At 72.7% G+C, this 21983-nt stretch carries 20 protein-coding genes and 1 pseudogene; 9 read left to right on the forward strand and 12 right to left on the reverse strand.

All coding sequences use genetic code 11. The annotated features are described in order from the left end of the window. Positions 1 to 8 precede the first annotated feature (8 nt). From OG390_RS26905 to OG390_RS26915, 3 genes are all read left to right on the forward strand, one after another. Positions 9 to 1568 (forward strand): serine/threonine-protein kinase, encoded by a 1560-nt coding sequence (locus OG390_RS26905; RefSeq protein ID WP_406171774.1) that lies wholly within the window; start codon positions 9 to 11, stop codon positions 1566 to 1568. A gap of 183 nt (positions 1569 to 1751) precedes the next feature. After that, positions 1752 to 3854, forward strand: coding sequence for a molybdopterin cofactor-binding domain-containing protein (locus OG390_RS26910; RefSeq protein WP_406177872.1), 2103 nt, complete (start codon positions 1752 to 1754; stop codon positions 3852 to 3854). A 10-nt stretch (positions 3855 to 3864) separates the two neighbouring features. Next, the gene (locus tag OG390_RS26915; RefSeq protein WP_406171776.1) at positions 3865 to 4320 is read left to right on the forward strand and encodes a (2Fe-2S)-binding protein; all 456 of its coding nucleotides are present in this window, start codon (positions 3865 to 3867) and stop codon (positions 4318 to 4320) included. A gap of 200 nt (positions 4321 to 4520) precedes the next feature. On the opposite strand, the gene OG390_RS26920 is transcribed toward OG390_RS26915, so the two are convergent. After that, positions 4521 to 5498, reverse strand: a complete 978-nt coding sequence (locus tag OG390_RS26920) for an NADPH:quinone reductase (RefSeq protein ID WP_406171778.1) — start codon at positions 5496 to 5498, stop codon at positions 4521 to 4523. Positions 5499 to 5666: 168 nt separating this feature from the next. After that, positions 5667 to 7088 carry a hypothetical protein gene (locus tag OG390_RS26925; RefSeq protein WP_406171780.1) on the reverse strand — a complete coding sequence of 474 codons (1422 nt, stop codon included), beginning with the start codon at positions 7086 to 7088 and terminating at the stop codon, positions 5667 to 5669. Between the two features lie 113 nt (positions 7089 to 7201). Between OG390_RS26925 and OG390_RS26930 the strand changes: the two genes are divergently transcribed. Further along, positions 7202 to 8455, forward strand: coding sequence for a molybdopterin-dependent oxidoreductase (locus tag OG390_RS26930; RefSeq protein ID WP_406171782.1), 1254 nt, complete (start codon positions 7202 to 7204; stop codon positions 8453 to 8455). Between the two features lie 322 nt (positions 8456 to 8777). Here the strand turns inward: OG390_RS26930 and OG390_RS26935 are convergent, their stop codons facing one another. From OG390_RS26935 to OG390_RS26945, 3 genes are all read right to left on the reverse strand, one after another. Beyond that, the gene (locus tag OG390_RS26935; protein WP_406177874.1) at positions 8778 to 9563 is read right to left on the reverse strand and encodes a class I SAM-dependent methyltransferase; all 786 of its coding nucleotides are present in this window, start codon (positions 9561 to 9563) and stop codon (positions 8778 to 8780) included. Positions 9564 to 9661: 98 nt separating this feature from the next. Continuing rightward, entirely contained in the window at positions 9662 to 10279 is a 618-nt protein-coding gene (locus tag OG390_RS26940) for a DUF2064 domain-containing protein (protein WP_406171784.1), read from the reverse strand. After that, positions 10276 to 11019, reverse strand: a complete 744-nt coding sequence (locus OG390_RS26945) for a glycosyltransferase family 2 protein (protein WP_406171786.1) — start codon at positions 11017 to 11019, stop codon at positions 10276 to 10278. The genes OG390_RS26940 and OG390_RS26945 overlap by 4 nt, the downstream gene beginning before the upstream one ends. Positions 11020 to 11172: 153 nt before the next feature. Between OG390_RS26945 and OG390_RS26950 the strand changes: the two genes are divergently transcribed. Together OG390_RS26950 and OG390_RS26955 are read left to right on the forward strand one after the other, a co-directional pair. After that, positions 11173 to 11922 (forward strand): response regulator transcription factor, encoded by a 750-nt coding sequence (locus OG390_RS26950; protein WP_406171788.1) that lies wholly within the window; start codon positions 11173 to 11175, stop codon positions 11920 to 11922. Between the two features lie 154 nt (positions 11923 to 12076). Continuing rightward, positions 12077 to 13189: a sensor histidine kinase gene (locus OG390_RS26955; protein ID WP_406171790.1), complete on the forward strand. Its 1113-nt coding sequence runs from the start codon at positions 12077 to 12079 to the stop codon at positions 13187 to 13189. 126 nt (positions 13190 to 13315) lie between these two features. Here OG390_RS26955 and OG390_RS26960 read toward each other — a convergent pair whose 3' ends face one another. After that, positions 13316 to 14311 carry an NAD-dependent epimerase/dehydratase family protein gene (locus tag OG390_RS26960; protein ID WP_406171792.1) on the reverse strand — a complete coding sequence of 332 codons (996 nt, stop codon included), beginning with the start codon at positions 14309 to 14311 and terminating at the stop codon, positions 13316 to 13318. A gap of 366 nt (positions 14312 to 14677) precedes the next feature. Here OG390_RS26960 and OG390_RS26965 point away from each other — a divergent pair. Further along, positions 14678 to 14962: pseudogene (locus OG390_RS26965) on the forward strand (sigma factor); the annotation flags it as partial. 189 nt (positions 14963 to 15151) lie between these two features. On the opposite strand, the gene OG390_RS26970 reads toward OG390_RS26965, so the two are convergent. Beyond that, positions 15152 to 15370: a hypothetical protein gene (locus OG390_RS26970; protein WP_406178374.1), complete on the reverse strand. Its 219-nt coding sequence runs from the start codon at positions 15368 to 15370 to the stop codon at positions 15152 to 15154. Between the two features lie 112 nt (positions 15371 to 15482). After that, positions 15483 to 16043 carry a hypothetical protein gene (locus tag OG390_RS26975; protein WP_406171794.1) on the reverse strand — a complete coding sequence of 187 codons (561 nt, stop codon included), beginning with the start codon at positions 16041 to 16043 and terminating at the stop codon, positions 15483 to 15485. A gap of 102 nt (positions 16044 to 16145) precedes the next feature. On the opposite strand from OG390_RS26975, the gene OG390_RS26980 reads away from it, so the two are divergent. Continuing rightward, entirely contained in the window at positions 16146 to 16658 is a 513-nt protein-coding gene (locus tag OG390_RS26980; RefSeq protein ID WP_406171796.1) for a PadR family transcriptional regulator, read from the forward strand. A 102-nt stretch (positions 16659 to 16760) separates the two neighbouring features. Here OG390_RS26980 and OG390_RS26985 read toward each other — a convergent pair whose 3' ends face one another. Beyond that, the gene (locus OG390_RS26985) at positions 16761 to 17870 is read right to left on the reverse strand and encodes a DUF1152 domain-containing protein (protein WP_406171798.1); all 1110 of its coding nucleotides are present in this window, start codon (positions 17868 to 17870) and stop codon (positions 16761 to 16763) included. An 81-nt stretch (positions 17871 to 17951) separates the two neighbouring features. Between OG390_RS26985 and OG390_RS26990 the strand changes: the two genes are divergently transcribed. Next, positions 17952 to 18692 (forward strand): GntR family transcriptional regulator, encoded by a 741-nt coding sequence (locus OG390_RS26990; RefSeq protein WP_406171800.1) that lies wholly within the window; start codon positions 17952 to 17954, stop codon positions 18690 to 18692. Positions 18693 to 18905: 213 nt separating this feature from the next. Here the strand turns inward: OG390_RS26990 and OG390_RS26995 are convergent, their stop codons facing one another. From OG390_RS26995 to OG390_RS27005, 3 genes are all read right to left on the reverse strand, one after another. Further along, a complete protein-coding gene (locus tag OG390_RS26995; RefSeq protein WP_406171802.1) occupies positions 18906 to 19589 on the reverse strand; it encodes a DUF899 family protein in 684 nt (227 codons plus the stop codon). A gap of 143 nt (positions 19590 to 19732) precedes the next feature. Beyond that, complete coding sequence (locus OG390_RS27000; RefSeq protein ID WP_406171804.1) at positions 19733 to 20602, reverse strand: hypothetical protein; 870 nt, start codon at positions 20600 to 20602, stop codon at positions 19733 to 19735. A 580-nt stretch (positions 20603 to 21182) separates the two neighbouring features. Beyond that, entirely contained in the window at positions 21183 to 21983 is an 801-nt protein-coding gene (locus OG390_RS27005; protein ID WP_406171806.1) for an alpha/beta fold hydrolase, read from the reverse strand.

Raw genomic sequence — 21983 nt, forward strand, 5'->3', positions numbered from 1 at the left:
GGCGCGCAGTGTCGGACGAGGGGCGGCTGGTCGCCGGGCGCTACCGGTTGATCGACCACATCGGCCGCGGTGGCATGGGCACCGTATGGCGCGCCGAGGACGAGGTGCTGAGCCGCCAGGTCGCCCTGAAACGGCTGCACGTCCAGCCGCATCTGACCGACGACGAGCTCGCCACCCTCTACGAGCGCACCCGCCGCGAGGCGCGCAGCGCCGCCCGTATCGCCCACCCCAACGTGGTAGTCGTCCATGACGTCGTGGACGACCAGGGCCTGCCCTGCATCGTCATGGAGTACGTCCCCTCGACCACCCTCGACGCGCTGCTCAAGAGCGACGAGCTCCTCGCGCCCGCCGAGGCCGCCCGCATCGGCCTCGGCATGATCGCCGCGCTGCGTGCCGCGCACACGGCCGGGGTGCTGCACCGCGACGTCAAGCCCGGCAACGTACTGCTGGGTGCCGACGGCCGCGTCGTGCTCACCGACTTCGGCATCGCGATGACGAGCGGCACCTCGACGCTGACGAAGACCGGCGAGATCGTCGGGTCGATCGACTACATCGCCCCCGAGCGGATGAAGGGCCGGAACTCCGGTCCCGCCGCGGACCTGTGGGCGCTGGGCGCGACGCTGTACCAGTCCGTCGAGGGACGACCCCCGTTCCGCAAGGACACGGCCGTCGAGACGGCGTACGCCATCGTCGTCGACCCGCTTGCCCCCATGAAGCAGGCCGGGGCCCTCGAACTCCTCATCGAGGCCCTGCTGGCCAAGGATCCGGCGGAGCGGCCGTCGATGGAGGAGACGGAGCGGGCGCTGCGGGTGGTGACGTCGCAGGCTCCGACGCAGATGCAGACGCAGCCCTTGTCGCAGCCGGCACCGACGCGTTCCCTGTCCACGCGGCCGTCGGATCCCGCGCCCGTCGACAACGATGGCAGCGGTCGCCGCAGGAACAAGGACAAGGGCGGCCGTCGCAAGCGTCGCGGGCTCCTCCTGAGCGCGGTCGCCGTGACCGCCGCGGGCGCGGCCGTCGCGGGCGGGCTGTACATGGCGCACCGCGACAGCGGTTCGCGCACGCACGGCACCGAGGCGGCGTCCACGTCCACGTCCACGCCCGCGTCCACGCCCATATCCACGCACGTCCCCAAGGGATTTCACCTCGTCGAGGACAAGACGCTGGGCGCCTCCTATCCCGTCCCGGACGGCTGGAAGCGCGGCAATCCGAGCTCCGAGCAGGTCAAATACACCGACCCGTCCCGCCTGGTGGAACTCACCATCGGCACGGTGGACCCCGCGGGCCCGAATCCCGAGTCGCACTTCAAGAACATCGAGGCGAACACCAAGCTCAACTACGCGACATACCGGAAGATCCGGATGGAGCGGACCACGTTTCGGGGCAAGGCCGCGGCGGTCTGGGAGTTCACCTTCAAGGGGCGGGTACGGGCGTTCCGCGCCATCGACCTGGGCTTCGGGCAGGAGGGCGGCAGGGAGTACGACATCTACCTCTCGGCGCCGGAGGCCAGTTGGGACAAGTACCGCCCCGTCTTCGACCAGGTGAAGGCCGGCTTCCGCACGGACTGAAACGGGCACCGGCCGCACACCGAAGCACACCTTCGGGTGAGCGGAGGGCGGCGTGCGAGTTCACATCAACTCTCCGGGTACGCAACCCGGAAGAGGACTGGCCCCTCCTAGAGAACAGTCGAACCAACCCGGGTGCTCGGAGAGGACTGTCTGGTGGCCCGTCAGTTGTCCCGCCGCAGGTTCATGGTCTACACGCTGGCGGCGTCCACCCTGACCGTCGCGGCGCCGCTCGGCTGCGACGGATCCTCGGCGGAGGGCGTCGAGCCCACCGCGGCGGGCGTCCGCACCCCGTCCGGCGTCCTGGTGACAGGCACCGACGAGGAGATGCTGGTCCTGGAGGTCACCGCGGCCAACAAGGTGGTCGTCCGGCTGCCGCGCGTCGAGGTCGGCCAGGGCATCACGACCGCGGTCGCCATGATGATCGCCGAGGAGCTCGACGCCCGGCTCGCCGACGTCCAGATCCCGCTCGCCGAGGCCCGGGCCAAGGGGAACCAGTACACCGGCGGCTCCAACTCGGTCGGTTCGCTGTACGGCCCTGCCCGCGAGCTGGCCGCCACCGCGCGCGCGAAGCTGGTGACCGCGGCCGCGCGGCGCTGGCATCTGTCGCCGCGGCTGCTGCGTACCCGGGACACGATGGTGATCGCCCCCGACGGGCGTACGGCCACCTTCGGGTCGCTGACCGAGAGCGCCGCCAAGATCCACCGGCCCGCCGTGTCGACCCGGCCCAAGCCGGCGTCCGAGCACCGGGTGATCGGGCGGCCGACGACGCGGATCGACGCGCGGGACATCGTCACCGGCAAGGCGAAGTACGCCGGGGACCTGGCGGTGGCCGGAGCGAAGCCCACCGTGGTGGCGCGGCCGCCGACGCTCGGCGGGAAGCTGGTCTCGGTCGACGACCGGGCGGCCCGTGCCCTGCCGGGCGTCCACGCGGTCGTCAGGATCGCCGGTGGCGTGGCCGTGGTGGCGGAATCCTTCCACCACGCCTTCAAGGCCAGGGACGCCCTGCGGATCACCTGGGCCCCGGGGCCGCTCGCGGCCCTGTCCGACGCGGCCATCCGGTCCCGGCTGCGGGCCGCCGTTCCCGCGCTGGGGACGCCGCTGCTCGGAACGAGGCAGGTGACGGGCGAGTTCGAGTTCGCGTTCGTCAGCCATGCCCCGATGGAGGTGCTCACCGCGGTCGCGGACGTGCGCGCCGACCGTGCCGAGCTCTGGTTCTCCTCCCAGACGCCGATGGACGCGCGCGACAGCATCGCCTCGGCGGTGGGGCTGTCGGCGTCCAAGGTACGGGTCCATGTCACGCGGGGCGGCGGCTCGTTCGGACGGCGGCTCAACTTCGACGCGGCGATCGAGGCGGCCCTGATCTCCAAGGCGGCGCACCGGCCGGTGAAACTGATGTGGAGCCGCAACGACGACATCCGGCACGGCAGGATGCGCCCGGCCAGTCACCACCGGATCCGCGCCAGCCACGCGGGCGGCAGGGTGGTGGCCTTCACCCACATGATGGCCTCGGTGAACGAGTCCTATGAGCAGGAGGGCCCGGCCGCCCAGGGCGGCGTCACCGGCGCCGTTTCCGGCTTCCGGGCGGCGGACCCGCTGCCCAGCGACAGTGGCCTGTACAACTTCGGGCGCGTCTCCGGGGACTCGGGCGGGGTGGAGCTGGCGATGCCCCTCGGCGCCTGGCGCTCGGTGGACTCCGGGACGATGCGCACCGCGGAGGAGATCGTCGTCGACGAGGTCGCGGGGAGCCTGGGCGAGGACCCGGTCGCGTTCCGGCGTGCGACGCTCAGGAGCAAGACGGTCAAGGCCGTGCTCGACAAGGTCGCGAGCGCCGGGGACTGGGGCCGGACCATGCCGGCCGGCCAGGCCCAGGGCGTGGCCGTCCACGAGGAGTACGGCTCCTGCGTGGCCTGTCTGGTCGAGATCGACGCCACCGACCCGAAGAAGCCCCGGGTGACCAAGGTGGTCATGGCGGCCGACGTCGGAACGGCCGTCAATCCGCGCGGGCTGGAGGCCCAGCTCATGGGCACCGCCGCCGACGGCATCTCCACCGTGCTGCAGGCGGGCCTGCACATCGACCGGGGCGCCGTCCGCGAGGGCAGCTTCGCCGACTTCCACTACGCCTGCCAGCGGCACGCTCCGCTGCACTTCGAGGCGCACATCATGCCCTCCCGGCGGGACCCCGGCGGGGCGGGCGAACTCGGCGTCCCCGCGGCGGCGGGTGCCGTCGCCAACGCCTACGCCCGCGCGACGGGTACCCGCCCCCGCCGATTCCCGATCAACTTCTGAGACGGTGCCGATGCCCACCTACTCGTTCCTGCTCAACGGGAAGCCGGTCACCGTCGAGGCGCCGGCCGACATGCCCCTGCTGTGGGTCCTGCGCGACATGCTGGACGTCACGGGGCCCAAGTACGGCTGCGGGGTCGGCGTCTGCCGCGCCTGCACCAGCCACCTCGACGGGGCGGAGGTCCAGCCCTGCGTCGTCCCGGTCGCGGACTGCGCGGGCCACAAGGTCACCACCATCGAGGGCCTGGCCGACGGCGACACCCTGCACCCGGTCCAGCGGGCCTGGCTCGACTGCGATGTCGCCCAGTGCGGCTTCTGCCAGCCCGGGCAGATCATGGCCGCGGCGGCCCTTCTCAAGAAGACGTCCAGCCCGACGGACGCCGACATCGACCGCATCGAGAACGTCTGCCGCTGCGGTACGTACTCCCGGATCCGCGAGGCGATCAAGAAGGTATCCGCCCAGGGCTGAGCGGCCCGACGCTGCTCGACGACCACGGCGGCCGTGGGCGCGGCTGCGTGAGCCTGGCGCGGGAGCACATGAAGGAGCTGCTGCGCGCGCTCGATCCCGGCCGGCACCCGGTGATCGTCATGGGAGACGCCGGGTCCCTCGCCCGCTGACGTCCCGGTCGAGGACGTACGACAGGACCTGTCGAGGACGTACGACAGGACCTAGGGGACGGTGACCAGCACCCGGCCGCGGCCGCCGGCGTCGACGCGGTCGTGGGCGCGGGCGATCTCGTCCAGCGGGTAGCGGTCGCCGACGTCGACGGTGAGGGCGCCGACGGCGGCCGCGGCGGTGAGGTCGCGGGCGGCCTGTCGTTTCGCCTCGGCGGGGAAGTCGTCGCTGCCCAGCAGACGCAGGGTCACGTTGTGGAACAGCAGGGGCCAGAAGGGAAGTCGGGGCCGGTCGTCGCGGGTGGCATAGGCGGCGACGACCGCGTCGTTCGCGACGACCGCGGTGTCCAGGTCGGCGTTGTCGGACAGGGCCACTTCGACGACGCGGTGCACCCCGTCGGGCGCGTACGCGCGAATGGCCTCGACCGGGTCGTCCCGGTCGAGGGCGACGGCGTGGGACACCACGGCGGGGTCGACGCGGTCCAGGTCCTCGCCGCGCCGCACGGTGGCGATCACCGTCGCGCCGCCCCAGCGGGCGAGTTGCGCGGCCAGTGAGCCGACGCCGCCGAGTACGCCGTGCACCAGCACGGTCCTGCCGTCGACCGGGCCGTCACCGAACACCGTGCGGTGCGCGGTGATCCCGGGGATGCCCAGACTCGCGCCGAGTTCGTCGCTCAGCTGGTCGGGCAGCGGCACGGCTTGCGGGGCGGGCACCACGGTGTACTGGGCCGCGGTCCCGAACGGCCGGTAGGACTGGGCTCCGTGCACCCACACCCGCTGCCCGATGCGGTGTGCGTCGATCCCCTCGCCGACGGCGTCGACGACACCGGCCGCGTCGCTGTGCGGGACCACCCGGGGGAAGGGCATCGACGAGCCGAGCCAGCCGCGCCGCTTCTTGGTGTCGCCGGGGTTGACGCCCGACACGGTGACGCGGACGCGGACCTCGCCGGGGCCGGGCTCGGGATCGGGCAACTCGCCGACCTGGAGCACGTCGGCCGCCGGGCCCTGCCGGTCGTACCAGGACGCGAGCATCTGCGGACCTCCGTGGTCTGTCGGCGCGTGTGCCCGTCGAGCGTATGCGGATCATGGCCCCCGCGCGCGGAGTCCGGGTCGGCGCGTGAGCGTGTCGACCGTCCGAAGTGAGCCGCGGCTCCGTCGACGGCGGCCGAAGGGCACGGGGGCGACCGGTCCGAGGCGGGGTCACCAGCCGGTGAACAGCAGGTGATTGAGGGTCAACGCGAGGATGGCCTGCGCGGTGAGCCAGGCGCGCGGCCGGGGGAGGAACGCGCATGCCGGGAGCAGCCACATCGCGAACGGCAGCCAGATGCGCTCCGTCTCCGCCTTGCTCATGCCGGACAGGTCGGCGACGAGAAGGGCGAGCAGGGCGGCGAACACCAGTACCGACAGCCGGGGTTCGGCCGCGGGGTCACGGAGGCAGCCGCGGACGTCCTTGCGCAGGGGGGCCGCGCCCGCCCGGCGCAGGCCCGCCACCGTCGCCACGCCGACGATGAGCGCCGTGCACGCGAGGTTCGCCCACACCCAGTAGCCGTACGGGCGGATGCCGCCCGCCCCTTCGTAGTAGCGGGTGACGAGCAGGCGGTAGGCCTCCCACCAGTTGAAGCCGAGCAGCGTGAAAACCAGCGGCACGACGGCGAGTCCGGCGACGACGTACGGAAGGGGGTGCAGCCGTCGGCGCCCGAGCAGCAGGACGGCGCAGGCGATCACCGCGAACAGCGTGAGCCCGTACGAGAGATACGCGGTGAGGCCGAAGAGAAGCCCGGAGGCGAGGCCGGTCGCGCGCGGTCGGTGTCCGGTGACCGCGAGGGCGAGGAACGCGACGGCCCAGGCGGCGACCGCCGCGAAGTATCCGTCCGCGGAGGTGCCCATCCACACGGCGGCCGGCGCAAGGACGAGGAACGGGGCGGCACGGCGGGCGAGGGCTTCCCCGGCCAGCGTCCGTACGGTGACGAGGACCGCGGCGCCCGCCGTCGCCCCGACGGTGATGCACCAGACGCCCGCCCAGGCCCCGCCGCCCAGCCCGATCCGGTCGAGCAGAACGAAGGTGAGGGTGGCCGCGGGGGGATGCCCGGCGACGTGCGCGGGCCAGTGGTCGGGGGAGTGGATCAGGATGTGGTGGGTGAAGTCCCGCAGGGCGGCCGGGATGTCGTGGAAGCGGTTGACCGGGCTGATGACCTGCAGGTACTCGTACTCGGTCGTCAGTCGCCGAGCGATCCCGCGCTGCCAGCCGTCGATCAGCGCGAGGGAGTACGTCCACGCCATGGCGGTACCCCAGGCGGCGAACAGCAGCGCGCGCCACGGCAGCCGGGCGGCGAGCAGTGGCCCGTAGGCGATGACCGCGACGGCCACCACGATCGCGGCCGGGGTGCCGGGGCCGACATGCGGTTCCCAGTGGGCGTACAGCGGCGGCCAGCTGACGTGCAGTGTGCCGTCGCGGTGCTCGATGGCGTTGCCGATCAGGACGGCCGCCGTGACGAGCAGGGCCGCGGCGAGGGCGGCGGACAGATCGAGGAGAAGACCGCGGGGAAGGCCGCGGGGGTGACGGGGGAGATCGCCGGGTTCGCGGGGGCGGTCGCGGAGGTCGCGGGGAAGATCGCGGTTCACACCGGCACGCTAGGCCGGGAGCGCTCCGATGGGGCCGCCGCAGGGGTGGACGTCAGAGTTTCGTCATGGTTTGCGGAGCCGTTCGGGGGGTGTCCCCGGCCTACGGTCGAGGCATGCCACGGTCTCCCTCCTCTCCCGCGTTCTGGCGCAGTCCGCTGCGCGGCCCCTGGTTCACCTCCGTGCTGGGCATCGTGCTGCTCGGCGGGATCACGGTGCTGTTCGTGACGGGTCTCCTGTCGTACGCCGCCTACAACCCGAACCTGTCGCCGGTCAACGACATGACCCCCGACAAGGGGCTGCTCGGCTTCTACCTCTTCTCCTGGCCGACCGACCCGTCCTGGCTGTACCGGCTCACCCAGGGCGTCCACGTCACGCTCGGCATCGTGCTGATCCCCGTACTCCTGGCGAAGCTGTGGTCGGTCGTGCCGAAGCTGTTCACGCTGCCGCCGGCCCGGTCCTTCGCGCACGCCCTGGAGCGGATCTCGCTGCTCCTGCTGGTCGGCGGCGCCCTCTTCGAGTTCACGACGGGCGTGCTCAACGTCCAGCTCGACTACATCTTCCCCGGCTCCTTCTATCCGCTGCACTTCTACGGCGCGTGGGTGTTCTTCGCCGCGTTCGTGGCGCACGCGGTGCTGCGGGTGCCGATGGCGGTGCGCAATCTGCGCCATCTGAAGGACGAGCGTCCTGCGCGTCATCCGGCGGACGAGGGCGATGAGTTGGTGGCGCCGGACCCCGTCCCGCCCACCTTCTCGCGGCGCGGTGCCCTCGGGTTCGTCGGCGGCGGCTCGCTGCTCCTGTTCGTCACGACGGCGGGCCACAGCTTCGACGGGCCACTGCGGGAGACGGCCGTGCTCGCCCCGCACGGCGGCGCCGAACCGGGCTCCGGCCCCGCCGGGTTCCAGATCAACAAGACGGCCGCCTCGCGCGGGATCAGCGCGAGCGAGACGAGCGAGGAAGCCTGGCGCCTGGTCGTCGAGGGGTCCGGCCGGACGGTCCGGCTGAGCCGGGCCGACCTGCTGCGACTCCCGCTGCACAGTTCCGCGTTGCCCATCGCCTGCGTGGAGGGCTGGTCGACCTCCGACCAGTGGTGGCGGGGGGTGCGGATCCGGGATCTGGCGGCGCTCGTCGGGTACGAGGAGGGCGCGGCGCCCGACGTGCTGGTGGAGTCGCTCCAGCGGCACGGGGCCTTCCGTCGGGCCGCCCTGCGCTACAACCAGGTACGCGACCCGCGCTCCCTGCTCGCCCTGTTCGTCAACGGCGAGGAGCTGACCCCCGACCACGGCTACCCCGCGCGGATCATCGTTCCCGCGGCGCCCGGTGTGCTCAACACCAAGTGGGTGGCCCGGATGACGTTCGGAGACCTGTGATGCGACGGCCCTTCACCAAGCCCGCGCTGGGCAGTCCGCTCCAGATCCTGCTGTTCGCCTGCTCGTTCGCGCTCGCCGGGTACGCGGGGGTGCGGCTGCTCGGCGACAACTGGTTCGAGGTCGCAGTGTGGTTCGTGGGCCTGGCGGTGCTGCACGACCTGGTGCTGGTGCCGCTGTACTCGGGAGCGGACCGGGCTGTCACGGGGTCGCTGGACGGGGTCGGCCGCCGGGAGTGGACGGTCTACGTCCGGGTCCCGGCGGCGCTCTCCGCTCTCCTGCTGCTGGTGTGGTTTCCGCTGATCAGCGGGCAGGTGGCGGACCACTACAGGTCCGCGACCGGCCTCTCTGGCGACGACTTCCTGTCCCGCTGGCTGCTGATCACGGCGGTGCTGTTCGGCGGCTCGGCGCTGCTCCTCGTACGGAGGCTGCGGCGGTTGCGCAGGGCGACGAAGGAGCGGCCGCCGGTCGCCCACTGAGCGTCCGGGCGCCAGCCCGCGCGGGTCGCGTGCCGCAGCAGGGCCGGGGTGCCGAGGCGGGCCCAGGGGAAGGCCGGGCCGAGGTCACCGGCGCCGTCGTGGGCGCCGGTGACGCGGACGACGTGGACGTCGACACGTTCGTCCACGTCCACGTCCGGGACGGTCTCGGCGATCAACAGTCCGCCAGGGGTCAGGACGTGGCACATCCGGCTCAGCAGGGCGGCCGGGTCGCCGCCGATGCCGACGTTGCCGTCGATGAGGAGCGCGGTGTCCCAGCGGCCTTCACCCGGGAGCGGCTCGAAGACGGACCGGTGCAGCGCCTGCCCGCCGAGTCGCACGGTGTGCGAGACGGCGGCCTCACTGACATCGATCCCGAGCGCGGGCCGCCCCCGTGCCGCAAGCTCGGCGACCAGCCGCCCCGGCCCGCATCCCACGTCGAGCACGGCCCCTTCGCAGCGCCCCAGCACCTCCCGGTCGACCGCGTCGGCCCGCGCACACCAACGCTCGACATCGAGCGGGAGCAGCCAGCCGTCGGGACGGCGAAGGTAGAGGGGACCTCGACCGGTACGGAGCGCGTCGGAGTACGGGTCCGCGGACCAGGGCGCACTCGGGACCGCCGCAGCTGCGGGCAGGCGTGCCGCAAGGGGCGGCACGGGTGGGCGCGGCGGCACCCTGAGCGCGCCGGCAAGCGCACCCTCCCTGTGGCCGGCCCCTACGCCGGGTGCCGTACTCACCGGTGGCTCACCGCCTGCACGCGGGCCAACTCCGCGGCGAACCGCCCACCGGGCGCGACCGCGGCGACCGCCTCCGCGTCGGCGGAGGTGTCGACGTCCCGCAGCCGCGGCAGATCCCGCACCAGCAGCCCCGCGGCGACGAGCCGCTCCCGCTGCACGGCCCCCGTCGTCGGCGTGGACATCGGCACGCCCCGCAGCAGCCCGGGATCGGGCTTCGCAAGCCCCAGCGCCCAGAACCCCCCGTCCTCGGCCGGCCCGAAGTAGGCGTCGCAGTCGGCGAAGTCCACGGTGAGCAGCTCGGGCGTCACCTGCGGTGTGTCCATGCCGATGAGCAGCGCGGGCCCGTCGCAGCGGGCGAAGGCCGCGGCCAGCCGCTCGTCCAGAGCTCCCGCGCACTGCGGTACGACGTCGAAGCCGGGCGGCAGCCAGGCCCCCGGCTCTCCGTCGAGCACCAGCACGCGACGCCGGGCGGGGGTCGCCGCCACCGTACGCAGGGTGTCCACGAGGGCCGCCTCGGCGAGCAGCGCGGCTTCCCGGGGTGTGAACGGCGGCGTGAGCCGGGTCTTGACCCGTCCTGGCCGCGGTTCCTTGGCGATGACGAGGAGAGTCGTCACTGGATGGTTCCTCCCTGAGAGGGGGCGGGCGTCTCGACGCGCGCCGGCGGTTCCGCGAGGACGCGGCGCATGTCCCGTACCGCCTGCCAGGTGCCCCGCCAGGTGCCGGTGACCTTGGAGGTGCCGGTGCGCGGCAGATACGGAACGTCGTGCTCGGTGATGTGCCAGCCGGCGTCGGCGGCCCGGACGACCATCTGCAGCGGGTAGCCGCTGCGGCGGTCGGTGAGGCCGAGGTCCAGCAGCGGCTCGCGGCGGGCGGCCCGCAGCGGGCCGAGGTCGTGCAGGCGCAGCCCGGTGCGGCGCCGGAGCATCCGCGCCAGCGCGAGATTGCCTGCCCGGGCGTGCACGGGCCACGCCCTCCGGCCCCGCGGGCGGCGCCGCCCGAGCACGAGGTCGGCCCCACCGTCGCGCACTTCGCGGACGAACGGGACGAGGAGGGCCGGGTCGAGCGAGGCGTCGCAGTCGCAGAAGCACACGATGTCCGCGGTGGCGGCGGTCAGCCCGGCATGGCAGGCGGCACCGAACCCGCGCCGCGCCTCGCGCACCACGGTCGCGCCGAGCCCGTGGGCCAGTTCGGCCGAGCCGTCCGTGGAGCCGTTGTCCACGACCAGCGCGCGCCAGCCCGGCGGGATGCGGGCGAGTACCCAGGGCAGGGCCTCGGCCTCGTTGAGACAGGGGAGGACCACGTCGACTTGCGGGTCCGATGGGGGACAGGCGGGATGGGCAGTCACGGCCTTCACCCTACGAACGCGAAAGGTAAATATCGGACTTCGGGTCCTTACGAAACAGGGACGTCGGGCTCGTCGCGAACCCGCACGTCGGGACTCCTTACGAATCACGGACGTCCAGGTCGCGGGTCGGCACGGACCTGCGGCCGGTGGGAGGCTGGACGCATGCATCAGCCGTACGAAGCCCCAGGTGCCGCAGCCGCCCCGAGCGGGTACGGGGACACGACGCGCGTCCTCGTCGTGGACGACGACCCGACCGTCGCCGAGATCGTCTCCGGCTACCTCGACCGCGCGGGCTACGTCGTGGACCGCGCCGCGGACGGACCCGCCGCGCTCGCCCGTGCCGCCGCGCACTGGCCGGACCTGGTGGTCCTGGACCTGATGCTGCCCGGGATGGACGGCCTGGAGGTGTGCCGGCGGATGCGCGGGCACGGGCCCGTTCCGGTCATCATGCTCACCGCCCGCGGTGACGAGGACGACCGGATCCTGGGCCTGGAGGTGGGTGCGGACGACTACGTCACCAAGCCGTTCAGCCCCAGGGAACTGGTCCTGCGCGTGGAGTCCGTCCTGCGCCGGACCCGCCCCTCCGCCTCCGCGCATCCCCTGCACACGGCCGGTCTCACCGTCGACCCGGCCGCTCGCCGCGCCACCAAGGAGGGCGTCGAACTCGCCCTCACCATCCGGGAGTTCGACCTCCTCGCCTTCTTCCTCCGGCATCCCGGCCGCGCCTTCAGCCGCGAGGACCTGATGCGCGAGGTCTGGGGCTGGGACTTCGGGGACCTGTCGACGGTCACGGTGCACGTGCGCCGGCTGCGGGGGAAGGTCGAGGACGACCCGGCCAGACCCCGCCTGATCCAGACGGTGTGGGGCGTCGGCTACCGCTTCGACGCCACGCCCGGCGAGGGGGCGGTCTGACGATGTTCGCTGCCACGCCCGGCGAGGAGGCGGTCCGGCGATGTTCGCTGCCCTGTCCTGCCCGGAGGCGGTCTGACGATGTTCGCTGCCCTGTCCTGCCCGGAGGCGGTCTGACGATGTTCCGTGCCCTGTCCTGTCGGGAGGCGGTCCGACCATGCGCGACATGATGCTCATCGCCCTCTTCGCCTTCCTTGGTGCCGCCGCGGCCGGGCTGCTCGGCGCGGGTGTGCTCCGGCTGATCCGGCGGCGCTCGCTGACCGCGTCGCTCGCGGTCGTCGCCACGGTGGCCGTCACCGCGATGCTCGCGGGGACACTGGCCGTGGCGTGGGCGATGTTCCTGTCCCCGCACGACCTGACCGTCGTCACCACGGTCGTCGCGATGGCGGCGGTCGTCTCGCTGGCCACCGCGCTGCTGCTCGGTCGCTGGGTGGTGGCCAGCAGCCGGGCGCTCACCCTCGCCGCCCGCTCCTTCGGCGACGGCGGCGACTTCGCGGCCCCCGACGGCCCGGCGACGGCCGAACTCGCCGGGCTGAGCCGTGAGTTGGAGACCACCAGCGCGAAGCTCGCCGAGTCCCGCGACCGCGAACGTGCCCTGGAGACCTCGCGCCGTGAACTCGTCGCGTGGATCTCCCACGACCTGCGCACCCCCCTCGCGGGGCTCCGCGCCATGTCCGAGGCTCTCGAAGACGGCGTCGCCGCCGATCCCGACCGCTATCTCCGCCAGATCCGCACCGAGGTCGAGCGCCTCAACGACATGGTCGGCGATCTGTTCGAGCTCTCCCGCATACACGCCGGGGCCCTTGCTCTCTCCCCCTCCCGGATCTCCGTGTACGACCTGGTGGGCGATGCCCTCGCGGGCGTGGATCCGCTGGCCCGCGAGCACGGCGTACGGCTGGTCGGCGACCGGATCGAGCCGCTCCCCGTCGAGGTCGACGGGAAGGAAATGAGCCGCGTGCTGGGCAATCTGCTCGTCAACGCGATCCGGCGTACGCCTGCCGACGGTACGGTCGCGGTGGCGGCGGAACGCTCGTCCGAGGGGGTCGTCCTGTCCGTCACCGACGGCTGCGGGGGTATCCCCGAGGAGGATCTTCCGCGCGTCTTCGACACCGGCTGGCGGGGTACGCACGCGCGCACGCCTCCCGCCGGGGCGGGCCTGGGCCTCGCCATCGTCCGCGGCATCGTGGAGGCCCACCAGGGCCAGGCCGCCGTCCACAACGTCCCCGGCGGCTGCCGCTTCGAGGTCACGCTTCCCATGGCCAGGGCCTGAGTTCCTCGCCCCCGGTTCCCCGCGCCGCTTCAGGGGCGCGGGGAACCGGGGGCGATCTTTTGGCGGGGGTCTGGGGGCGGCAGCCCCCAGGTACGGGACGGGTAGGGGCGGAGGGGGTGAAAGCAGTTACTCCCCGCTCAACCGCGCCGCCGCGAACTCCCGCATTCCCTCCGCGAATCCGACCTCGGCCTTCCAGCCCAGCTCGGCCCGCAGCCGTGAGGAGTCGGCGGTGATGTGCCGTACGTCGCCCAGCCGGTACTCCCCGGTCACGACGGGCTCGGGCCCGCCGTACGCGGCGGCCAGGGCGCGTGCCATCTCGCCGACGGTGTGCGGTTCGCCGCTGCCGGTGTTGTAGGCGGTGAGCGCACCGTCGTGCGAGCTCGCCTCCAGCGCCGCCACGTTGGCCGCCGCCACATCCCCCACGTGCACGAAGTCCCGCCGCTGCCCGCCGTCCTCGAAGACGCGCGGGGCCTCGCCCCGGGCGAGCGCGGACCGGAAGAAGGAGGCGACGCCGGCGTACGGGGTGTCGCGCGGCATCCCGGGCCCGTACACGTTGTGGTAGCGCAGCGACACGGCGCCGCCGCCCGTCGACCGGGCCCAGGCCGCCGCCAGATGCTCCTGGGCCAGCTTGGTCGTCGCGTACACGTTCCGGGGGTCGACCGGTGCGTCCTCGCCCACCAGACCCGGCGTCAGTTCCTCACCGCACCGGGGGCACCGGGGCTCGAAACGCCCCGCGTCCAGGTCCTCGACCGCCCGGGGCCCCGGCCGCACCACCCCGTGCCCAGCGCACTCGTACCGCCCCTCCCCGTACACCACCATCGACCCTGCGAGCACGAGCCGCCGTACGCCCGCGTCCGCCATGGCGGCGAGCAGCACCGCCGTACCGAGGTCGTTGCGCGAGACGTACTCGACGGCGTCGCCGAATCCCGTCCCCAGCCCCACCATCGCCGCCTGATGACACACGGCGTCCACCCCCGGCAGCGCGGCCGCGACCGCCCCGGCGTCGCGCACGTCCAGGCCGTCGCGCAGGTCGAACACGACCGGCTCGTGCCCCCGCGCGGCCAGCGCCTGGACGACATGGGACCCGATGAACCCGGCACCGCCGGTGACCAGTACTCGCATGAGCCGAACGCTAGGGCCCCGGGCGCGGCGCACGGTGGAGCGCGCACGTCACGTCATGGGGCCGTAAGAATTGTCCCGTACTGTCCGCCGCTTCGAGGGAGCCCGCCACGGCAGCGTCGCCGTCCGCATCCCCGTCCGCGGATTCCCCGGGTACTGCCACCGACGACCCGTACCGCTGCGACGACTCGCGTGCCCGTTCATCAACTGCACCCTCAGGCCGTCGCCGCAGCAGAGCCACACCCGGGGAGCCCCGCCCGTGCGCGACCTGGATCACAGGGGTGGAGTGCATCCTGAAGGGGCCTCCAGTGTCTTTCCCCTTGTGCAGGGAGCCGGTGCAGGGAGCCGGCGAGAACGGGGACGGTGCGGATGGAGCAGGAGCGGGCCAATGGGTTCGACGGGTTCGTGGCGGCCCGTTGGTCCGCCTTGTTCCACCTCGCGCGGCTGCTCGCCGGCGGCGACCGGCACCGCGCCGAGGACCTGCTCCAGGAGGCCCTGGTCAAACTCTGGTTCGTCTGGCCCAAGATCGCCGAGGAGGCACCGGAGGCGTATGTACGCAAGGTCCTGGCCCGAGCGGCGGCACGCTCGGCCCGGCGGCGCTGGTGGGGTGAGCGCCCGGTCGAACAGCTCCTTCATCCCGCTCGCCCTGCAGATGCGCGGCCTGCGCCTGCCCACCCGGTTCACGCTGCTCGCCATCGCCGCGGTGGCCTCGGGTTCGTACGCGGGCTACGCCCTCTTCGAACTCGGCGTCCCGTAAAGGCCGTTCCGCGGCTCGCCCGACGTGACGAGGCCGAGCGGTCGGGCCACGCCGTCCCGCCCGGCCCGGGAGTCGGGGCCCGGCGGTCACACGGGTTCGGGGCCCCCGCGCTCGGCGGCGAGGACCACGAGACCGCCGACCACGGCGAGGGTCATCAGGGCGGTGCCGAAGAGGGTGGCTCCGGTGGTCAGCCCCTTTCTCGGACTTCTGGACCTCGTGGTGGCATGGGAGCCGGACTCACGCTGAGCCGGGGCGGTGCGTGCGCGGGCGGTGGAGTCACCAGAGGCCGGGCATACGCCACACATGCGAAAGCCCCAGGCCGCCGGCCTGGGACTTCGATGGAGACAGGGGTGACGGGGGCGGAACTCGCCGGACCTCGGAGGCCGGCCGGGGCGTGGCTCTCGCGGTGCGGCGGGCCTACTGGGCGGTCTCGGCTGCCTTGGCCTGGACGTGGGCGACGTGGCGGACGGTGAAGATCATCGGGGCGGCGAAGCCGGCGATCTGGATGAGCGTGGCGGAGGCCGAGTGGGCGTTTCCGGCGTGAGCGACGACGGCGAGCACGAGGGCGGTCAGGGCGAAGGCCACCGTCCATACGGCGGTGATGACGACGTTGGTCCGGATGAACGGCTTGAGCTCCCAGATCTCGCGCGGAGTGGTGCGCTTGGCGATGCCCAGCGTGAACGGCTTGCCGATGGCCAGCGAGCCCCCGGCGATGACCGCGAGGGTGCCGGAGGAGAGGGCCGCCGAGTAGTCGTGCACGCCCGAGTGCGGATCGGCGAAGGCCATGACGGCCAGGGCGGCGAAGAAGACCGCCGAGCCGAGCTCGATGATCAGCGCGTCGAATCCGGTGCCGGCCCGTACCTGCTGGGCGATCACCGCCACCGCGACCACCAGGGCGGCCAGTGCGGCCCATTGCCAGCTCCCCGAGGGCAGCACGGCGAAGATGATCCACGGGAGGAAGGTGCGCAGGTAAGACATGAGGTCTCCGTTTTCGGCGTTTCACTCGTAGTTCCGTTCCTGACATGTCAAAACTGGAAGGTCCTGTAGCGACATGTCAAGTGTGGAATGTAGAGTGGGGGCATGAGCCTCCGACACGCACTGCTGGGCCTCCTCTCCGATCGCCCCGCGAGCGGGTATGACCTGCTGAAACTGTTCGAGACGTCGCTGGCCAACGTGTGGCCGGCGACCCAGAGTCAGATCTACACCGAGCTGACCAAGCTGGCGGGCACGGGGCTGATCACGGTGGCGGCCGAGGGCCCGCGGGGCCGCAAGGAGTACGCCATCACCGACGAGGGGCTGGCCGAGCTGCGGTACTGGCTGACCGGGACCAGGCCGCAGCGCAGCACTCGAAGCGATGTTCTGCTGCGGGTGTTCTTCCTCGGGGTGCTGACGCCGGAGCAGGCGCGGGGCTATCTGGCCGAACTGATCGAGATGTCCGACCAGGGCCATGAGGACCTGCGTCGCCTGATGGAGTCGGTCGACTGGGACGACGACGACCTCTCGGCCTACGGCCGGATCGCCCTGGAGTACGGCCTGCGGTTCAACGCCATGCGCCGCGAGTGGGCCGAGTGGGCGGCCGGTCAGATCAAGTAGGGGCCATCCGTGGACGATTCCGGCCTGGATGATGCAGCGGATGGCCACGGGCTGTCGAACTCGTGTTCTCCGCAAGGGAAGTTGCCGGGAACCGGCGGTCCGTCAGATGCTGCCAGGGCTGTCGGACGCGATGCGCCACAGCGGCGCCGCGTACTGCTGCGGACGGCTGCTCAGCAGGAGTGTCCTGAGGTCCTGGCGCTGTTGGCCGCCGAGTCCGAGCGCCTCGGTGATCCTGCGGAACGTCATGTGGGTGATGCCCCGGGCGCGGGCCTCGGCCTCGAACCGGTCGAGGAGACGCAGCGTGCTGTCCGGGTCGAGCGGCTGTTGCGGTCGGCTCCCGAGCCGGCCCGTCCTGTTCCGCTCGTAGTCGATCTCCGAGTAACCGCAGACTTCGCGGCTGGCCTGTTCGGCCTCCTCGAGGCTCTCCGTCTCGAGGAGCGCGCGGGCGAGCTCATTGCGATTGACGGCGTCGTCCAGGTCCGCTTCGTGGACGGTGGGGCCTTCGTCGGTGAGCGGGACCGGCAGGCCGACGTCCCTGACTTCGCAGAGGCCGCGGACGCCCCGGGCCGTGGCCGCCAGCATGGCCGCCGCCTCGGACGGATGCCATTCCAGTACCGAGCCGACCGGTTCGACGTGCTCGGCCGTGAGTGTCAGGACCGCCGGGCCCATGCGCTCGCGCAGGTCCTCGGCCGGGAGTTCGCCGTCCAGTCCGGGACCGGCGACCAAGAGCCGCACAGGTGCGTTGACTTGGCAGCACGCGGCCAGAGTGAGGGCGTCCGCCAGAGGGCTGCGGAGGGTGGCCTCGTCACCCCTGGCGAGTATGTCGCCACCGACGTCCAGGAGGTCGATGGACTCGGGGTCCAGGATCTGGATGAGCTCTTCCAGCTGGCGCGTGATGCCCTCGGCGCCGTGCAGCGGATCGAGCAGGGCGAAGGTGTGCGGCAGCTCGGCCGCCAGGCGGGGGAGCGTCGAGCCCGCCGGAGCGATCGGCTTCGCGTCGGCGGGGACGGACCGCACGCTGCGCGTGAGGGGCCGCAGGCCGGTGAAGCTGTCCGGCCCTCGTGGCCCAGGCACCGGATCGATCAGCTGGCGGTCCCACGCGTAGGTGAGGACGAGCGCCGGACCGCCGTGATGTGCGTAGAGGGCCGCGTAGAGCATTGAGGCGGCGACGGCGTCGCCCCCGCCTCCGGCTGCCACGATCAAGCGCGTCACCCTCGTCAGCGTACGGGCTCGCCCCCTGGCCACTCACTTTATAGTGGCCAGTGGTAATAGCCACTTGCGCAAGGGGTCGCGATGCCGCAGATCGAAGAGACCCGGCCCAAGTACCTGCAGATCGCGCACCACCTTCGCGAGCAGATTCTCCGGGGTGACCTGCGGCCCGGCGACGAGGTTCCCTCGGAACGCCGGCTGGCGGCCGACTGGAGCGTGTCACGGCCGACGGCCGCTCGGTCGCTGGCGGCCTTGAGCCATCAGGGGCTGGTCGAGAAGCGGCAGGGATCGGGTACCTACGTGCGCGCAGTCGCCGCGAACCGGCGTGCCCGGGAGTTCTACGGACGGGCCAGGCAGATCGGCAGGATCCATCCGCCGGGCGAGTACGCGGTGATCACCTCGGCCGGCTGGCTGCCGGCGCCCGACCACGTTGCCGAGGCGCTGAGCCTGGCGCCCGGAGCCAGGGCTGTTCACCGGCGCCGGGTGACGAGGAACGAGTCCGGGCCGGTCGCGATCTCCACGTCCTGGTTCGGCACCGATGTCGGAGAGCGTGCCCCCAGGCTTCGTGAGCTCGACCGGATTCAGGAAGGCACGCTCCTGTACGTCGAGAACATGACGGGACGTCAAGGGAGCTATGCCGAGGACCGGTTGTGCGCGCGCCCGGCGACGGAGGGCGAGGCGGTCGACCTCGAACTCGAGCCCGGAGCCGCTGTCCTGATTGTCCATCACGTCGTCCACGACATGCGGGACCGGCCCTTGGAGTTCGCCGAGGCGACGTACCCGCCGGGCCGTTGGGCGTTCGAGCAGGGCTACCCGATCGGCTGAAGCGGCCTCGGGGAAGTGGGGTGCGTTTCCGCGTCGTCCGGTGCGGTGCATCGGCGTGCTGCCGCGTCGCCCTCGTACTGGATGTCCTTGGGTGATGTGGCGGTGCGGCGAGGTGCCGTGCCGGGCGGCGTGGGGGCGTGCCTCACTTCCCCGAGGCCGCTCAGCGGGTCGCGCCCGCCGCGTATCGCGGTGAGCGGCGGCCGTCGCAGGGCGTCAGTAGTCGAGGTTCGGGTACCAGTCGCCGCGGCCCTGCGGGGTCAGGTCGAGAAGGTGCCAGACGGGCGCCAGGAGGTCGATGCCGCCCTGGTCGATGTCGTCGGCCATGCGTGGGTGTGTGGAGTAGAAGTGGCGGACCGTGCCATCGCCGTCGCGGGTGAACACGGAGAGGGTGGAGTCCTGTTCGCCGTCCTTGTCCTCGCTGCCCAGGTCGTACTTGAACGTGCTGTCGCCGCAGCTCAGGAGCCGGAGCCGGTGCCAGCCGCGGTTGCGGGCGTGCTGCCGCAGGGCGGGCGGGTCGGCAGCCGCGGCGATGACGAAGTCGGCGTTGCGCTCGACGTGGCGGGCGACGCCGTTGAAGCCGTCGATCCACAGGGTGCACATCGGGCAGGGGTCGGTCTGCAGCTTGCCGTACATGAGGTGGTAGACGATCAGCGGGCGGTCCGGGGCGGTGAACAGCTCGCTGAGGGTGACCTCGTTGACCGGCGCGTCGCCGGCGTCGAGGTCGGTGGGGCCCTCGACGAAGGCGTAGTCCTCGACGGGCGACCCCTGCGGGAGCGCCCGTCGCAGGGCCGCGACCTGCTCGCGCCGGCGCATGAGCTCGATCTCGGCCAGGCGCAGCTCTTCGCGGGCGGCGAGGTAGTCCGCCGTTTCCCCGGCCAGTCTGGTGTGCCGCACCATCGCGTCCTCCTGGGGTGGCCTTCCCCCGCCCCGGTCCGGGGGCCCGGCTCCCGCGTCCCCGAACCGGTTCTTCAAGCCTAGGGCGGCCGCGTACGGTCCGCAGAGGCGAGCACGACGGCGCGAAGAGGCGTGGCTCGGCCCCGTCAGCCGATGCACACCACGAGCAGGCAGATCTCCGACGGCGACGTCGCTGCGGGCGTGGGGGCGGCCTGCGTTCCCGAGTCCGTGCCGGCGACGGCTGCGGGCGCGGACGTCTGATGGGCGGCCGTACCGGTGTGGTCGGGGACCGTTACGCCGGAGGACGGGGAGGCGATCGGCTGCTGCGGGGCCGACGTCGCCGTCGCGCCGGTCGTACGAGGAAGGGCGGTGGCGGTCGGCCGAGCGCTCGGCGGGGCGGTGCGGGGCAGGGTGGTGGTGGACTGCTCGCGCGGGAGGTTGGTCGCGGGCGACTGCGCGGAGGGAGTGGACGAGGAGCGGTGAGTGTCGGGCCGCGTCTCCGCCGGGCGGGTGTACTGCGAGGTCGGTTCCTCCTTGGCGCCCGTGCTCGGGAGCTTCGGTGCCGCGGCCGCCTGGGCCCGGTCGCCGGACTGCCGGTCCATCGCGGCAACCGTCAGACCGCCTCCGACGAGTGCGACGGCGGTCGCCACCACGGCCCGGCGCTGGTTCTTCTTCCAGCGGGCCCGCTGGCGACGCCGTGCCGCCCGCCCTTGCGGCGCGGGCGGTACGTCCTGGAGATCGCCGGACGGGCCGACCTGCGGGGGCTCGTCCGTGCCTGCCCCGATCGCTGTCCCGGCACGAAATCCTGCTGTCCCGCTACTGAGCCGGTCGTCGTGCCACGCCTCGGCGGCCGTGAATTCCCACGCGGCCACCGCGTCCGTCGTCGCCTGCGGCGCCCGGGCGGGGACAGTGCGACCGTCGGCCGCGGCCGGAGCGATGTCCGGGGCGTACGCACCGCACCCGGGACACACCAGGGCGCCGTTGAGATGCCGACGACACGAGGAGCAGTAGTCCATCTGCGGTCTTCCTGAGTTGACGTGCCGTCGCCCGCACCGGGCCGCAGCCTGGTCACGTTCGCACGTGGGGTCGAATGGCCAGCAACCTAACGAGTCTTTCGCAAGACTGTGTGCAGCCTGTGTGATGCTCCTGCACGAATCCCCTGGGGGCCTCGCGTGTGTGAACGGATCGACACGGTCGGGCCGCTGCATGGGGTGCGGCAGCCGACCGTCCGGGAACGCCGAGAAGAAGCGGCTCAGTTCGCCGGTCGTGCTGATCGCCGCTCGCGCCGCACCGGCCGCGGTGGGGTGGAAGCCGGTGACGTCGATCGTCCGACGGCACCCCGCCCGAGATGTGGATCAAGCTGGGCACCATCGTCGTCGTGCTCGTCCACCTGCTGCTCGGCACCGTCACCGAGCCGTCGCCGCCACCGCGTTTCAGCTCGCGTCCACGGTGAGGTGTGACCGTCCGTCGGCGACGCGTCCGGCGGTGGCGCCGGTCTCGGGGGCGGGCCGCCGCCCGGCGGTCACGCTGAGACAGCAGACGGCCAGGACCGACCTCCGTCGGCCGCCACGGGGTCGGTGCACGGGACGCCTCCCTTCACGGCCGGTTCGTGGCATGGGAGTCGGCGAAGTCCCACAGCACGGCGAGGAGTTGCTCGGGGGTCTCGAGCTGCGGCATGTGGCCGGTGGCGGGGAGCAGCTCGAACCGGGCCTCGGGGACGGCCGCCGCGTAGGCCCGCCCGTACTCGGCGTCGACGACCTCGTCGCTCTCACCCCACGCGACGAGGGCCGGGTGGGTGACCTTGGCCAGGCGCTCGCGGAGCGTGGGGTCCTCCATGACGTACGGCCCCGAATAGACCTGGAGGGCGGCGCGGTGTGCGGCCATCACCGCGCGGGCGGCATCCGGGAGGGTGGCGGGGTCGCCGGCGAACTTCGCGGGGTCGTGGAAGGCCAGCCGCGACAGCTCGGCCGGGGTGAGGGAGAAGGGGTCGGCGACCGGGTGGCCGGGGACCTTGATGCCGGCGGCGTTGACGAGGACGACGCTGCCGACCCGTTCGCTGTCGAGCAGGGCCAGTTCGGCGGTGATCCAGCCGCCGATGGAGTTGCCGACGACGGTCACGTCCGTGAGGCCGAGTTCGTCGAGCAGTCGTACATAGACCTGGGCGAGGGCGGCGACGTCGGTCAGCCAGTCGGGCCGGGCCGTGCCGCCGAAGCCGGGGTGCACCGGGGTGATGACCCGGGCCGGCCGCTGTGCCGCGAGCAGCCCGGCGAAGGCTGCGACGGTCTGTGGACCGCCGCCGCCGTGCAGCAGGAGGAAGGGGTGGCCCTGCCCCTGGTCGTCGACGGTGACGTCGAGGTCGCCGGAGGGGAGGGCGAGGGTGTGGACGGTGCTGGTCAT

It is taken from the genome of Streptomyces sp. NBC_00996 (genome assembly GCF_045162675.1).
Taxonomy (GTDB): domain Bacteria; phylum Actinomycetota; class Actinomycetes; order Streptomycetales; family Streptomycetaceae; genus Streptomyces.